This window comes from Sphingomonas desiccabilis, from assembly GCF_004135605.1.
Classification (GTDB): domain Bacteria; phylum Pseudomonadota; class Alphaproteobacteria; order Sphingomonadales; family Sphingomonadaceae; genus Sphingomonas; species Sphingomonas desiccabilis.
In genome coordinates this window covers 472,335-486,935 of the sequence record NZ_SDPT01000002.1, presented here as the reverse complement: position 1 = coordinate 486,935, position 14,601 = coordinate 472,335, and the positions used below count along the sequence as shown (strand labels likewise).

14 protein-coding genes are annotated in these 14,601 nt (G+C 69.5%); 5 read left to right on the top strand and 9 right to left on the bottom strand.

Annotated elements, in window-relative coordinates:
• The first annotated feature begins 6 nt into the window (after positions 1 to 6).
• Together EO081_RS10470 and EO081_RS10465 are read left to right on the top strand one after the other, a co-directional pair.
• Positions 7 to 1,590 (top strand): sensor histidine kinase, encoded by a 1,584-nt coding sequence (locus tag EO081_RS10470; protein ID WP_240697632.1) that lies wholly within the window; start codon positions 7 to 9, stop codon positions 1,588 to 1,590.
• Between the two features lie 332 nt (positions 1,591 to 1,922).
• Positions 1,923 to 2,057 (top strand): entericidin A/B family lipoprotein, encoded by a 135-nt coding sequence (locus tag EO081_RS10465; protein ID WP_129341882.1) that lies wholly within the window; start codon positions 1,923 to 1,925, stop codon positions 2,055 to 2,057.
• An 85-nt stretch (positions 2,058 to 2,142) separates the two neighbouring features.
• Here the strand turns inward: EO081_RS10465 and EO081_RS10460 are convergent, their stop codons facing one another.
• Complete coding sequence (locus EO081_RS10460; protein ID WP_129341881.1) at positions 2,143 to 4,941, bottom strand: DUF3857 domain-containing protein; 2,799 nt, start codon at positions 4,939 to 4,941, stop codon at positions 2,143 to 2,145.
• A 278-nt stretch (positions 4,942 to 5,219) separates the two neighbouring features.
• On the opposite strand from EO081_RS10460, the gene EO081_RS10455 reads away from it, so the two are divergent.
• Positions 5,220 to 6,332 carry an NADH:flavin oxidoreductase gene (locus EO081_RS10455; RefSeq protein WP_129341880.1) on the top strand — a complete coding sequence of 371 codons (1,113 nt, stop codon included), beginning with the start codon at positions 5,220 to 5,222 and terminating at the stop codon, positions 6,330 to 6,332.
• A 74-nt stretch (positions 6,333 to 6,406) separates the two neighbouring features.
• Entirely contained in the window at positions 6,407 to 7,153 is a 747-nt protein-coding gene (locus EO081_RS10450) for an SDR family oxidoreductase (RefSeq protein WP_129341879.1), read from the top strand.
• Positions 7,154 to 7,312: 159 nt separating this feature from the next.
• On the opposite strand, the gene uvrC is transcribed toward EO081_RS10450, so the two are convergent.
• The 7 genes from uvrC to EO081_RS10415 form a co-directional block, all read right to left on the bottom strand.
• Positions 7,313 to 9,238 carry an excinuclease ABC subunit UvrC gene (gene uvrC / locus EO081_RS10445; RefSeq protein ID WP_129341878.1) on the bottom strand — a complete coding sequence of 642 codons (1,926 nt, stop codon included), beginning with the start codon at positions 9,236 to 9,238 and terminating at the stop codon, positions 7,313 to 7,315.
• A 297-nt stretch (positions 9,239 to 9,535) separates the two neighbouring features.
• Entirely contained in the window at positions 9,536 to 9,856 is a 321-nt protein-coding gene (locus tag EO081_RS10440) for a DMT family transporter (protein ID WP_125959021.1), read from the bottom strand.
• A 110-nt stretch (positions 9,857 to 9,966) separates the two neighbouring features.
• Positions 9,967 to 10,626 carry a F0F1 ATP synthase subunit B family protein gene (locus tag EO081_RS10435; RefSeq protein WP_129341877.1) on the bottom strand — a complete coding sequence of 220 codons (660 nt, stop codon included), beginning with the start codon at positions 10,624 to 10,626 and terminating at the stop codon, positions 9,967 to 9,969.
• Positions 10,619 to 11,113 (bottom strand): F0F1 ATP synthase subunit B family protein, encoded by a 495-nt coding sequence (locus EO081_RS10430; protein WP_125959023.1) that lies wholly within the window; start codon positions 11,111 to 11,113, stop codon positions 10,619 to 10,621. The genes EO081_RS10435 and EO081_RS10430 overlap by 8 nt, the downstream gene beginning before the upstream one ends.
• A gap of 78 nt (positions 11,114 to 11,191) precedes the next feature.
• Entirely contained in the window at positions 11,192 to 11,419 is a 228-nt protein-coding gene (locus EO081_RS10425; protein WP_055927075.1) for a F0F1 ATP synthase subunit C, read from the bottom strand.
• A gap of 37 nt (positions 11,420 to 11,456) precedes the next feature.
• Positions 11,457 to 12,248 carry a F0F1 ATP synthase subunit A gene (locus tag EO081_RS10420; RefSeq protein ID WP_129341876.1) on the bottom strand — a complete coding sequence of 264 codons (792 nt, stop codon included), beginning with the start codon at positions 12,246 to 12,248 and terminating at the stop codon, positions 11,457 to 11,459.
• A 34-nt stretch (positions 12,249 to 12,282) separates the two neighbouring features.
• Positions 12,283 to 12,603, bottom strand: coding sequence for an AtpZ/AtpI family protein (locus tag EO081_RS10415; protein WP_125959025.1), 321 nt, complete (start codon positions 12,601 to 12,603; stop codon positions 12,283 to 12,285).
• 240 nt (positions 12,604 to 12,843) lie between these two features.
• Between EO081_RS10415 and EO081_RS10410 the strand changes: the two genes are divergently transcribed.
• Positions 12,844 to 13,248, top strand: a complete 405-nt coding sequence (locus tag EO081_RS10410) for a hypothetical protein (RefSeq protein ID WP_206364372.1) — start codon at positions 12,844 to 12,846, stop codon at positions 13,246 to 13,248.
• A gap of 6 nt (positions 13,249 to 13,254) precedes the next feature.
• On the opposite strand, the gene EO081_RS10405 is transcribed toward EO081_RS10410, so the two are convergent.
• The gene (locus tag EO081_RS10405) at positions 13,255 to 14,559 is read right to left on the bottom strand and encodes a cation:proton antiporter (RefSeq protein ID WP_129341875.1); all 1,305 of its coding nucleotides are present in this window, start codon (positions 14,557 to 14,559) and stop codon (positions 13,255 to 13,257) included.
• Positions 14,560 to 14,601: the final 42 nt, after the last annotated feature.

Sequence of the window (14,601 nt, the reverse complement as noted above, 5' to 3'; positions counted from 1 at the left end):
ACCTTCGTGGCCGAAGACGATCTCGAACGCCGCAGGCCCATCGTGCCTGTGGCGGCGTTTCAGCACCTCCCCACGGGTGCGCGTGTTTTCCTGATCCTCAGCATCGCGCTGCTGCCGCTGGCGCTGATCGCCCTGTTCGCGACGCTGCAGACGACGCGGACGGTGGACGTAGAGACCCGTGCCCGCCTGCGCGTGGCCGGCCTGGAAGCGTCCCGCGCCCTTGCCAACGAACTCGTCGGCGACCTGACGGCGCTTCGCGTCGCGTTGCGCGCCATCGACAGCGACGTGCAGGACGCCCCCAGCTGCGCGCGCGTCCAGGGGATCTTCGCCCAGCAGTCCGCCGCCGGCATCCGCTTCGAGATCGCCGACGCGACCGGCCGCACGCTGTGCGGCGCCCAACTGCCGGTGCCGCTGCCCGCGCTTTCCGAACCCAGCCGCCTCCAGGTGACGCTGCTCCCGGCCCAGGGCCTGCTCGTCCATCTGCCCGATGCGCCCAACGGCACGCGTGCCGATGCCTTTTTCCCGACGGAAGTGCTGGCCGACATCGCCCGCCCCAGCGGCTTCGTGCCCCCCTATGCGGCCGAGTTGCAGCGCGCCGACGAAATCCCGCTCCAGCTTCAGGCCCTGCCCCGCCGGGGGCCGCTCGACCGTCGCGAGACGCTGGTGGTGCCGCTCGGCTTCGACGAGCTCGCCTTCTCCATGTCCGTGCGCAGCGCACCGATCACCTCGCCCGTGCTGATCGCGATGCTGCTGCCGCTGCTGATGTGGGCCGCCGCCGCCGGCATCGGCTGGTTCGTGGTCGACCGCCTGCTGATCCGCCCGCTGCGCCGCCTGCGGGCCAGCGTCGCCTCCTATACCCCGGGCGAGGTGATCCGCAGCGTCGACTATGGCGCCGTCCCCGCCCAGGAGATCGCCGAGTTGGGCGAAACTTTCCAGGCGATCACCCGCACGGTGCAGGAGCATGAGGGCAACCTCGCCGAAGGGCTGGTGCGCCAGACCAAGCTCACGCGCGAGGTCCACCACCGGGTCAAGAACAACCTCCAGGTGATCGCCAGCCTGATCAATTTCCATGCGCGCAGCGCACCCAGCGCGGACGCGAGCGACGCCTATGCCTCGATCCAGCGCCGGGTGGACGCGCTGGCGGTGGTGCACCGCCATCATTTCGCCGAGCTGGAGGAAAATCGCGGGCTCGAGCTGCGCGCGGTGATCGGCGAGCTCGCCTCCAACATCCGGGCGACCGCGCCCGAACATGCCTCCGGCCTCGGCATCACCATCGACGTCGAGCCGCTGCTGGTGTCGCAGGACGTCGGCGTCGCCGTCTCGTTCCTGCTGACCGAGCTGATCGAGCTGGCGATGATGGTCAATCCGAGCACCCAGGCGCGCATCTCGGCCAAGGTGTCGCAGCCCGAGCAGGTGGTCCTGCGGGTGAGCTCGCCCGCGCTGGTCGAAAGCGCCGAGCTGAGCGAGCTGGTCGCCTCGCGCTATGGCCGGGTGTTGCTCGGCCTCTCGCGCCAGCTCCGCTCCCCCCTCCACCACGATCCGCTGGTGGGCGCCTATGAAATCGCGATCAGCGCGCGTTCGGCGCGCTGATCTACGGGTTTCCGCGGGTCGTTACGCCGCTGCGGAAAAAAGAATCTCCCCGAGCGTTTTTTCCCCGGAACCACCGCCCCCAAGCGACGTTTTGTTCTTCGGATAGCGACCTTATGCCCCCCCGCTCTCGCTATCCAGAACACGGGCCCGGAAGCGTCTACCCTCCCCCCCCCGGTGACGCTTCCGGGCCCACATTTCTTCCAGCATCGAGATCCCACCGCGGCGGCGCTGCAACAGCTGCGCGCGGTTTTCGCGTGGTCGATCCGAGTGCGGAACGAAAATCGCGGCGGGGCATTCCCATCCTGCAGATTCAACGGTTCATGGAGGATTTCATGCGCAAGGTTCTTGGTTTGATGGCAGTCGCCGGCGCGCTGATGGTCAGCGCGTGCAACACCATCGAGGGCGCGGGCCGCGACGTTTCGTCGGCAGGCGACGCCGTCTCGGGCGCTGCGAGCGAAAACAAGTAAGCGCACCTTCCTGGTACGCGAACGGGCGGCCCGGACATTCCGGGCGGCCCGTTTCTTTTTGCCCGCCCTCGGGCGGTTCAGGGGATCAGGGCTTGATCCCGTAGCGGGCATATTCCTCGGCGATGCGCGGCGATTGCAGCGTTGCCGCGGCGAAGTCGGCGGCGCTGCCGGCCGCATCCCCCTTTGCCTTGCGCACCACGCCGCGCATGAACAGCGAGGCGGGCATCCCAGGCGCCATTTCCAGCGCGGCGTCGAAATCCGCCAGCGCGTCGTCCAGCCGGTTCATTCGGAAATACACCATGCCGCGGCTGTCGAGGATGCTGGACGGGCTCTCCGCGAGCTCGATCGCCTTGGTGCAATCGCGCAGCGCCGTGTCGAGCGCGACGTTGCGGGTCCCCTTCAGCCAGCACCGGCCGTTGAGCAGCATCGCCTGGCCGGGGCTCGTCTTCACCGCCGTATCCAGCGCCGCAAGCGCGTCATCGACCCGGCCGCCTTCGGCAAGCACGTTGCTGCGCACCAGCTGCAGGCTGCTGCGCTGCTCGCCTCCGGTCGGGCTCTGCCGGTCGATCCGTGCGAGCGCCGCCGTCGCCTGGCCATGCTCCGCCTCGAACTGGGCGATCGCGAGCTGCACGGGGATGCTGGCGGGCTCCAGCGTTTCCGCCGCCCGCAGATCGGCCAGCGCCTTGGCGTCGTCGTGGACCTGCTGGTGCAGCTCCGCCCGCCACAAGTGCCGGCTGGCGGTGGCGCCGAGCGCGATCGCCTGGTCCACGTCCGCCAACGCGCCGCGCCAGTCGTAGAGGCCGCTGCGGAAGCGCGCCCGGCGCTCGAACGCCTCGGCCGACTTGGGGTTCGCGGCCAGATCCTTGGCGAAGACCGCCTCCAGCGCACCCAGCCGCTTGTCCCGCCGGGCCGCCATCACCTCTTCCCAATGGGCGGGGCGATCTTCAGGCGCCACCGCCACCAGCAGCCGGTCCTTGGCCTGGGCGACGCGAGCGCGCTGCGCCGCGATCTCCGCCGGCGCCACCTCGGCCCCGTCCGCCAGCAGCACGTCGCGCGCGACCAGCCATTCGCCGTCCTGCGTCACCTGGCGCTTCACCGTCAGGCCGGCGTAGCGGCCCGACAGGTCGCGGTCGCCCTCCAGCGTCACGCCCTTGCCGACGCCCGGCAGGCGGACGCGGGTGGTGACTTCGGTATGCGAGGGGCCGTTGGTTGCGACGGGCAGCTGCTGCCAGGCGGTACGCGAGCGGTCCGGCTCGAAGCTCAGCTGCCCGATCGCCTGGTCCAGCCCCAGTTGGAGCTTCTGTTCCTGCAGCGACCAGGCGCTGTCGGCGACGCCCGAGGCCTCGATGGTGGCGATGCCGCTGGCGGCATCCCAGCGGATCGCGCGATCGACGATCAGCGCACCGCCCAGCAGGCGCGACAGGATGCCGCCGACCATCTGGTCCTTCTGCTCGCGATCGGCCTGGGAGGCGGCCAGGTTCAGTTCCTGCCCCACGGCGCCGCGCACCTCGATCTTGGCCTTGAACGGCGTCGGCAGGGTGAAACCCGCGCTCTGGTCGATCTCCAGCGTGGAACGGCCCTGCGGCCGGGCCGGCGCGACCGTCGGCAGCGGCATCAGCCCGGCGCCCGCCGCGCGCACGGGGAGGACATTGCGGAACGGCGGCGTGTCGCCCAGGTCCTCGCGCCGGACGCCGGAGTCCGTGCCGTCCAGCCACAGCGTGCGCCCGTCGACGCTCGCCCGCACGATCACATGGTTGAACGCGGCCGCGCTTGGCAGCCGCTCGGTCACCAGATCGCCCATGCCGATGCTGGCGAGCACCGGCTCCGCCTCCACGTCCAGGGCGTGGAGCAGCGCCAGCAGCAGCAGCGTCTTCGCCTTGCAGTCGCCATAGCGGCGCTGCCACGTGTCGGCCGGCGACTGCGGGTGGTAATTGCCGCCCGCCATGCCGTTGAACAGGTAGCGCACCTCGTCCTGCACCAGCCGCAGCGCGGCGGCCGTCCGGTCGATGGGCGCGGCATGGGCCGCCTTGATCTTGGCCACCTCGGCCGCGAGCGGGCTCCCCGGCGCGATCAGCCCCTCGGTGCGGTAGAGCGGCTCCATGGTGCGCGAGACCGCCTGCCAGTCGGCGAAGCTCGTCGCCTCCAGGATCTCCAGCCGGCGGAAGCGCGGCGGTGCGTCGCCCGGCAGTTCCTCCGCCTTGGCGAGCGGCACGGTGACCTCCAGCTCCTGATAGGCGCCGGCGCGCACCGGCACCGGCGGCGTGCCCTTCCCGTGCGCGTCCCACTTCACCGGGGTGGCACCGTCCCACAGCAGGCGCGCGCGGGCGAAGCCGACGCGCAGCGGCTCGCTGACCAGCGGCATCACCGTCTGGACGTTGCCCGCCAGCGCCGGATCCTTGTTGGTGTTCGAAAAGGTCACGCGCAGCACGTCGCCGACGCGCAGGCCCTCCACGGTCATGGTCGCCGTCAGCACGCCGGTCAGCTGCAGCTGCTCCAGCTGCTCCTCGCGCCGCAGCACCGTGAAGCGTTCGCCCTTGGCGAGCGCGTCGATGCGCTCGTTGCCGCGCAGGATCTCGACGCGGTGGATGATCAGGTCGCCGCCGTCCGGCTGCCACGGCAGCTGCACCGTGCCCGCCTGGTTGAGCGTCTGCGCAGAGGCGATGCGGGTCGCGCTGTCGGTATAGGCCCAGCTCTGGCCGTCGTGCAGCCGCTGCTGCTGGTCGAACAGCATCACCACCGGCGATTCGCCGTCCAGCTTGCCCGTGTCGATCGGCGGCGCCGGCTTCACCCAGTCGGGCGCCGGCTGATACAGCGGCTTGTCCCCGGCCCAGGCAGGAGCCGATGCCAGCAGGAGCGCCAGCGCCGACGCACAACGATATCGCATGAATTCCCCCTCTTCCCCGCCGCCAGCCTAGGCCGGTTTCAGGACCGCGCAAATGGGCATTTCATGCAGTATCGGTGCATTTTTTCAGAAGCTTGGGTTCTTCCGGGCGCCGGGCCGGGCGCGAAGTGCCGGACCGCGGCCGGCGCGAACACCGAAGAGCCCCCATGGGCATCGATGGGTTTCCCGGACGTGCCTTTGATACCGCCCGGTACGGTATTGACCTTCGCCTTGCGGTGTATACCTGAACGGCTCCCCTTTCCCACCGGAGCCCCGCCTGCATGTCCGCTTCTGCCGACGTCCTCTTCCGTCCCTTCCGCATCAAGTCGCTCGAACTTTCCAACCGCATCGTCATGGCGCCGATGACGCGGGGCTTCGCGCCCGCCGGCATCCCCGGCGAGCCCCAGGCCGCTTATTATCGCCGCCGCGCCGAAGGCGGCGTGGGCCTGATCCTGTCGGAAGGCACGGTGATCGATCGTCCCGCCTCGCGCAACATGGCCGGCATTCCGCTGTTCCACGGCGAGCAGGCGCTCGCGGGCTGGCAGCAGGTGATCGACACCGTCCACGCCGCCGGCGGCAAGATGGGCCCGCAGATCTGGCACACCGGCTCGACCCGGTCGGGCGACTGGGAGCCGGACGCACCGGTCGAAAGCCCCTCGGGCCTGCTCGCGCCCGGCGAGCCGCGTGGCGAGACGATGAGCGACGAAGCGATCGCCGACACCATCGCCGGCTTCGCCCGCGCGGCCGCCGACGCCAAGCGGCTCGGCTTCGACACGGTCGAGATCCATGGCGCGCACGGCTATCTGATCGACCAGTTCTTCTGGGCCGGCACCAACGAGCGCAGCGATCGATGGGGCGGCGCCACCATCCGCGAGCGCTCGCGCTTCGCGGGCGAGGTGGTGAAGGCCGTGCGCGAGGCGGTCGGCCCCGACTTCCCCGTCATCCTGCGCCTGAGCCAATGGAAGCAGCAGGACTATGCCGCGCGGCTGGCCGAGACGCCCGAGGCGATGGCCGACTGGCTTCAGCCGCTGGTCGATGCCGGCGCCGACGTGCTCCACTGCTCGCAGCGCCGCTTCTGGGAGCCCGAGTTCCCGGATCTCGACGGCGAAAAGGGCCTGAACTTCGCCGGCTGGGCGAAGAAGCTGACGGGTGCGGCCACGATCAGCGTCGGCTCGGTCGGGCTGTCGGGCGAGTTCCTGGCGGCGTTCGGCGGCGAAAGCTCCTCCACCGTCGGCATCGAGAACCTCGTCGAGCGCATGGAGCGCGACGAGTTCGACCTGATCGCGGTCGGCCGTGCGCTCATCAGCAATCCCGACTGGGTCGCCCGCATCCGTGAGGGCGATGCCACCAAGGTGAAGGGCTTCGAAGCCACCGCCCTGGGCGAGCTGGTCTGATCCCTCTGCCGGCGCGTACCGCTGCGTACGCGCCGGCGTTTCGGCAATCGCCCCGGCCGCGCTATGGCGCCGGCATGGAACGCAACGACCAGGGTGGGCGCCGCACGGCGCTGGTGACGGGTGCCTCGGGCGGCCTGGGGCAGGAGATCGCCCGCGGCCTAGCCGCGACGGGCGTGCACGTCGTCCTGCAGGGCCGCCGCCTGCAAGCACTGGAAGCACTCGCGGCAAGCATCGCCGCGGACGGTGGCTCCGCCGAGCCGCTGGCCGTCGATCTGGAGGACGAGGCCGCACTGGCCGCCTCCCTCGCGGCGCTGCCGCCGATCGACATCCTCATCAACAACGCCGGTCACCGCGACCGGCGCCCCCTCGCCGACCTAGATCGCGCCGCCGTGCGCCGCATGCTGGAGGTGAACCTCGTCGCGCCGTTCGATCTCACGCGCCGGATTGCGCCCGGCATGGCGGCGGAGGGCCGCATCCTCAACATCACCTCGATCGCCGGGCCGCTCGCGCGCAGCGGCGACGCCGCCTACACCGCCTCCAAGGGCGGGCTGGAAGCGCTCACCCGTGCGCTGGCGGCCGAGCTCGGACCGCGCGGCATCACCGTCAACGCGATCGCGCCCGGCTTCTTCGCGACCGAGGCCAATGCCGCGATGGTGGCGGACCCGGGGATCGCCGCGCATCTCGCCACCCGCACCTCGCTCGGCCGCTGGGGCCGGCCGGAGGAGATCGTGGGGCCGGTGCTGTTCCTCACCTCACCCCAAGCCTCTTACGTCACCGGCCAGGTGCTCGCGGTCGACGGCGGGTATACCGCGCATTTCTGAGGCTGGCAGGCTAGCCATCCCATACCCCGGCGGAGGTCGGGGTTCAGTTGGGGGACGAACCAGAGGGAGGGTGACCTCGCTGAGCCCTTCCCAACTGGGCCCCGGCCTCCGCCGGGGTACAAGAAGAGGGCAGGTGAAGGACCGTGGAGCCTCGCCCCCTCACCGCGCGTGGTAGAAGTCGTACACCTGCTGCGCGACTGCGGCCGACACGCCCGGCGCCTTCTGCAAATCCGCTAGGCTCGCGCCGCGTACCGCCTTGGCGGTGCCGAAGTGCATCAGCAACGCCTTTTTGCGCGCGGGGCCGATGCCCGGCACCTCGTCGAGCGGGCTCGCCCCCATCGCCTTGGCGCGCTTCTGCCGGTGCGCGCCGATAGCGAACCGGTGGACCTCATCGCGCAGCCGCTGGAGGTAGAACAGCACCGGCGCGTTGACCGGCAGGGTGAACTCGCGCCCGTCCATCAGGTGGAACACCTCGCGCCCCTCGCGGCCGTGGTTGGGCCCCTTGGCGACGCCGACCAGGCACACGTCCTCGATCCCCAAATCCTCCAGCACTTCGCGCGCGGCGTTCAATTGCCCGCGGCCGCCGTCGATCAGCACCAGGTCAGGCCACTCGCCCGAATCGCGATCGGGGTCCTCCGCCTGCGCGCGGGCGAAGCGGCGGGCGAACACCTCGCGCATCATGCCGAAGTCGTCGCCCGGCACCGTGTCCTTGTTGCGGATGTTGAACTTGCGATACTGGCCCTTGCGGAACCCCTCCGGCCCCGCGACCACCATCGCGCCCAGCGCAGCCGTGCCCTGGATGTGGCTGTTGTCGTAGACCTCGATGCGGTCGGGTGGCTCGGGCAGCTCGAACAGGTCGGCAACTTCGCGTAGCAGCTTGGCCTGAGTGGTCGACTCCGCGTTGCGGCGATCGAGCGCCTCGACCGCGTTGCGGGTCGCCTGCTCCAGCAGCCGCCGGCGCGGCCCGCGCTGCGGCACCGACAGCGTCACCTTGTGCCCGGCGCGCTCGGCGAGCGCCTCGCCCAGCAGCTCCGCCTCGGCGAGCTCGCGGTCGACGAACACGTTCCGCGGCGGCGGCACCTCCTCGTAGAACTGCATCAGGAAGCTTGCGAGCACTTCCTCCTCGGGCACGTCGCTGGTGTGCTGCGGAAAGAAGCTGCGATGGCCCCAGTTCTGGCCGCCGCGGATGAAGAAAGCCTGGATGCCGATCGTGCCTTCCTTGCAGGCGAGCGCAAACACGTCGGCGTCGCCGACGCCATCGGCGTTGATCGCCTGGCTGCCCTGGATGAAGGTCAGCGCCTTCAGCCGATCACGCAGCACCGCCGCCAGCTCGAAGTCCATGTTCTCGGCCGCCGCCGTCATCTGCTCGCCGAGCTTCGCCTGCACCTTGGTCGACTTCCCAGCCAGGAAATCCTTGGCGTCGCCCACCAGCTCGGCATAGCCCGCCTCGTCGATGCGGCCGACGCAGGGCGCCGAACAGCGCTTGATCTGGTGGAGCAGGCACGGCCGGTCGCGCGTCTTGAAGAAGCTGTCGGTGCAGCTCCTGAGCAGGAACAGCTTCTGGAGCGCGTTGAGCGTCTGCGTCACCGACCCCGCACTCGCGAATGGGCCGTAGTAGTTGCCCTTCGCACGCCGCGCCCCGCGATGCTTCTGGATGCGCGGGAAGTCGTGGTCGGCGCGCAGCAGAATGAAGGGGAAGCTTTTGTCGTCGCGCAGCAGCACGTTGTACGGCGGGCGATAACGCTTGATCAGCTGCGCCTCGAGCAGCAGCGCCTCCGCCTCATTGTTGGTGGTAACGATCGTCATCGACCGCGTCTGCGACACCATGCGCTGGAGACGCTTCGACAGGCGCGAGACCTGGGTGTAGTTCGCCACGCGGTTTTTCAGCGCCCGCGCCTTGCCCACATACAGCACGTCGCCGCGCGCATCCTGCATGCGGTACACGCCCGGCCGCACCGGCAACGTCGCGAGCACGTTGCGGATCGCCGCCACGCCCGCCTCCAGGTCGGGCGCGTCGCTGCCGCCGCGCACGGTGTAGGCGGCCTTATCCTCGTTGAATCGGCTGGGAGAATTGGGATCGGACATTGGGTGCCGATCTAGGGAGTCGCGGCGGGGATCGCCAGCGTCGGAGTGCGGGTCGGCGACGCCCGCTTCACCACGCACAGCCGTACCCCGGCGAAGGCCGGGGTCCAGTTGCGATGGTCTTTGCGAGGTGTCGGACCCTCTCGCCTGTCCCCCAACTGGACCCCGGCCTTCGCCGGGGTAGGAGACAGGGTGGCTGTGCTCCCTCAAAGGCGGGGGCCCAGGGTATTGCGCGCTACCGGCGCTTGTACTGCTTGGTCCTGGATCCCCGCCCGCGCGGGGATATGGAGCCCCGCCCGCTCAGACTCGCGCGAACAGCTTGGTACCCACCACGCCGATCACGATCAGCGCCATGAAGAACGCCTGCATCGGCCCGATGCGGTCGCCGAACAGCACCGAACCGCCGATGATGACGCCCACCGCGCCCAGCCCGGTCCACACCGCATAGGCGGTGCCCGCGGGGATGCCGCGCATCGCGAGCGCCAGCAGGCCCATGTTCACGAAGGAGAGGATGATCGGCACCGACGAGGCGGCGATCGTCGCCTGGGTGCCCGCCCACTTCAGGCTCAGCGCCCAGCAGATCTCGGTGACGACGGCAATGCCCAGGATGATCCAGGCCATGAAGAAACACTCCTGGGCTCTGGAAAAGGAAAAGGGCGCCGCCGGAAACCCGAGAAGCGGCGCCCCTGTCAGGCTGTGGGAGGGGCCGCGCCCCACCCATGTCTCACCGATCAGTGCGGCCGGCCGAGCCCCGTGCCCAGACCGGCGATGGTGCGGTCGATCAGCGTGCGGTCGCCCTCGGCACCCAGACGCTCGGCGATCAGCGATGCCGCCGCCTTGGCAGCCGCGTCGGCGGCCTTGGCACGAACCTCGGCGATCGCCTGGCGCTCGGCCGCGGCGATGCGGTCCTCCGCCATCTTGGCGCGACGGCTGGTCAGTTCCTGCGCGTCGGCCTCGGCCTTGGCGACGATCGCCGCCGCCTCGGCATGGGCATGCTCGCGCATTGCCGCTGCCTCTGCGTCGGCCTGCTGCGCCTTGAGCGCATATTCGGCCTTCAGCGCCTCGGCCTCGGCACGCAGTCGTTTGGCTTCGTCGAGCTGGGTGCGGATCGTCGCGATCCGCGTGTCCAGCACGCCGGCGATGCCCTTGTGCGCACGCCGCCACACCAGCAGCAGGATCGTGAGCAGGGCGGCAACCGCCACCCAGCCGGTCGAATCCATGCCCCAGGCGGTTGGGCTCGGCTCGTGGTGCTGATCCGGAACGCCGGTGCTGTGCATCGGCTCGGCCGTCAGCCCGTCCTCACCGCGGATCGGCTGCTTCTCCAGCGGCTCCAGCGCCGCGGCATGGTCCAGTCGTTCGGCCACGATCGTCGATCCGTTCACATTAGCCATGGGTCACCGCCTTGCGGACGGCGTCGGCGGCAGCCTCGCGGCTGACCTCGATGCCCGCCAGCTTGGCGACGATCCCCTGGGCGGCATCGGCGGCAACGTCCTCCAGGCTGGCGAGCGCGCTCGCACGGGCCTGGTTGACCTCGACCTCGGCCGCATCCAGGCGGGCCTGCATGGCGGCATTGGCAGCCTTCGCACGCTCGGCGGCGTCGGCGGTCGCCTTTGCCTTGGCGGCGTTGGTCTCGGCAAGCGCAGCCTGGCGGGCCTCCGCCATGCGGGTGCGCCATGCCTCTTCGGTCGCGTCGGCTTCCTGGCCGGCGCGCGTGGCGGCGGCGAGGTCGTCGGCGATCTGCGCGTCGCGCTTCTCGACCGTACCCTGGATCCTCGGCACCATGCCCCGCCCGATCCCGAAATAGATCAGGCCGAACACGATCAGCAGCCAGAAGATCTGCGAGGCATAGGTCGCAGCGATCTGTTCGATTTGCGGCATGGTGGTTCCCGTTCGTTCGCGTCTGCTTCCGTCACCGGCCGCCTGCCCGCAAGGGCGACGGCCGGTCACGAAAAGGGGTTACGCGACGAAGATCAGCAGCACCGCGACGACGAACGCGAGCAGGCCCAGAAGCTCGGCGGCGGCGAAGCCGATGAACAGGCGGCCCTGCTGGCCGTCGGCGGCACCCGGGTTGCGCAGCGCGCCTTCGAGGAACTTGGCGAAGACGTTGCCCACGCCGAGTGCGGCAAGGCCCGCACCGATGGCTGCGAGACCGGCACCGAGCAGCTTTGCGGCTTCTGCGTCCATGATAAAACTCCTGTTGGGTATCTGTTGGTTGGAAAGATCAGTGCAGGTTGACGGCGTCGTTCAGGTAGAGCGACGTCAACAGCGCGAACACGTAAGCCTGGATGGCGCACACCAGCAGTTCGAGCAGAGTGATGCCGATCATCAGGATGAAGCTGGGGATGGCCACCAGCGGCGCGACCCACACGGCCTCTGCATTGAGGCCGTTGATCACGAAGCCCGCGAGCACCTTCAGCAGGATGTGGCCCGCGGTCATCGCGACGAACAGTCGGAGACCAAGGCTGAACGGACGCACCAGGAACGAAAACAGCTCGACCACCGGGATCAGCCACAGCAGCCACCAGGGCGTTCCGTGCGGCACGAACAGCGAGAAGAAGTGCAGGCCGTGGCGCGAGAAGCCGACGATCAGCACCAGCGCGAAGCTGATGATCGCCAGCACGCCGGTGACGGTCAGGTGGCTGGTGACGGTGAAGGGGTGCACACCCGGAACCAGGCCGAACGGCAGCAGGCCCAGGATGTTCGCGATCAGGATGAACATGAACAGCGAGAAGACATACGGCAGGAAGCGCTTGCCCTCCGGCCCGATGTTCGCCGTCAGCATGTCGCCGATGAAGCCGGTGAAGCTCTCCACCGCCATCTGCCAGCGACCGGGGACGGTCTGCCCCTTCATGCCGCCGAGCATGAACAGCCACAGGACGACGAGCGTCGCGACCATCCACAGCGCGGAGTTGGTGAAGGCAATATTATACCCGAACAGGTTCCAGCTCTGACCGAACACGGGTTCGATCAGGAACTGATGCATCGGGTCGATCTTGGATCCGCCTTGCGCCACGTTTCTTCCAACCGCCAATACGACGAACGCCCGGTTATTCCGGGCGCTCGCCAGCAATCTTGATGATGTTCCTGAACCCGGCGCCTACCCCAAGGGCAAGCAGCGTGAGCAGGAGCCAGGGCGACGTTCCGAACCAGCGGTCAAGCAACCAGCCGATCAGCGCGCCACCGACAAGGGACCCGAGGAGCGTCGCGAGCACGCGGTTGCCGAGCGAATAATTCCGATCGACCCCCGCCTTCGCACGCCCCGTCCGCACGGCCTCCGCATGATTCGCCTGTTTCAGCCGCTGTTCCAGCGACGTGAGACGCGAATCCTCGGAACCATAAGGGTCCTGCCCGGGGCCGTTTTCCGCCATGCGCCATCCTCTCCTAAAGCATTGTTCGGGGGAGGAACGCATGTACGGCGAGCAACCCCGCCAAGGCGGCGCCCGTTTAGGAAGGGGTGCGTTTCAAGTCAACCTTTGTAACAGTTCCGCGCCGCCTGCTGCGGCACGCGTGCAGCATCGCCGCAACAGCCCCCTCCCCGCTGCGTGCCCGTTGCCAAGCCGGCGGCTTCGCGCGATGCTCGGCGAGGGGAAACAGAGGGGGATCAAGCCGTGCGGACACTCGCCAAGCGCCTGTTCGACGGCGCCCGCATGACCGACGAGGAATATCGGGCCAATCTGAACGGGATCAACATCTTCTTCGGGGCGGTGCTGGGCTTCGTCCTCGCGGGCACCGAGACGCTGGAGACCGCCGGCTTCACGCTGGTGCTGGTGCTGTGCTCCGCGATCGTGATCAGCATCCTCTACATTTCGTCCAGCGAGCGGCGGCTCGTCTATTTCCTCTACACCGCGGTCGGGATCGCCTGCCTGCCGCAGGTCGTGACGCTGATCGGCCCCGCGGGCACGACCTTGCCGCCCAAGCTGATCCCGACCTTGGCGGTGTGGACGGCGATGACCGCCTTTGTCGAGTTCGCGCCCCGTGCCCGGCCGGAGGACATCGCCACCCCCCGGCCGTGACCGGGATCAGCGCGCCGCGACCGTCTCGCGCGCGCTGATGCCCTCTTCCTCCGACAGAGTGCCGAGCGCGCCGGTGCTGCGGGCGCGGCGGCCATAGACCAGCTCGAACAGCGGCGACGCCATCAGCGTCGTCAGGATCGCCATCAGCACCAGGATCGAGAACAGCGCCGGGCCGATGATCCCGCGCTGCAGCCCGATGTTGATGATGATGAGCTCCATCAGCCCGCGCGCGTTCATCAGCGCGCCGATGCCGAGCGCGGTCGGATTGTCCTGCCCGGTCAGCCGCGCCGCCGCCCAGCAGGCGCCGCCCTTGGCCAGCACCGAGGCGGCGAGGATCGCGAGCGTGACGCCCAGCAGCCCCAGGTTGTCGACCAACGTCAGGTGGGTGTTGAGCCCGGAGAAGGCGAAGAACATCGGCAGCAGCAGCACTACCGTGACCGGCTCCAGCTGGCGGCGCAGCCCCTCGGCAAAGACGCCGCGCGGCATGACCACGCCCAGCAAGAAGCCGCCGAATACCGCGTGCATCCCCACCGCGTCCATCGCGAAGGCCGCGCCCAGGAACAGCATCAGCGCCGTCGCCAGGTCCCCTTGCGCAATCCCGCCGCGCCGTTCCGCCCGGCGGCCGAGCGGCGCCAGCAGGCGCGGCCCCAGGCCCAGCACCACCACCGCGAACAGGATCGCGCCGCCGATCGCCTTCACCGCCACCATCGGCCCGTCGCCGAAGGTCGCGAGCACCACCGCCAGCACCGTCCAGGCCCCGGCATCGTCGATCGCGCCCGCCGACAGCGAAAGCGTGCCGAGCGGCGTGCCCGAAAGCCCGCGCTCGTGGATGATGCGCGCCAGCATCGGAAAGGCGGTGATGGCGATGCACGCGCCCGTGAACAGCGTCGCCTGCATCTGGGTGACGCTGGGCGTGAACAGTCCGGGGATGCCGACCAGCCAGGGCGTGATCGCCACCGCCACCAGGAACGGGGCCGCCATGCCGGACAGCGACACCGCGGCCGCGCTTCCGGCATTGCTGCGGAAGTGATCGGCGCGGAAGCCCAGCCCGACCAGGAACATGTAGAGCCCGACGCCCAACTGCGCGCCGACGTAGAGGACGCCGCGCGTTTCCTTGGGAAACAGCATTTCCTGGAGATGGGGCGCGAGCAGGCCGAACAGCGACGGGCCCAGAATGACCCCCGCGATCATCTCCCCCACGACCTGCGGCTGTCCCAGGTAGCGCCGGGCGAGCCAGCCGACGCCGCGGGACACCGCGACGATCGCAAATAATTGCAGAAAGAAGATCACGCTCAGCTGCGCCGGTGCCATTCCGCCCCTCCCCCATGCGGCCGCAGTTTCGGCCGGTGCCTT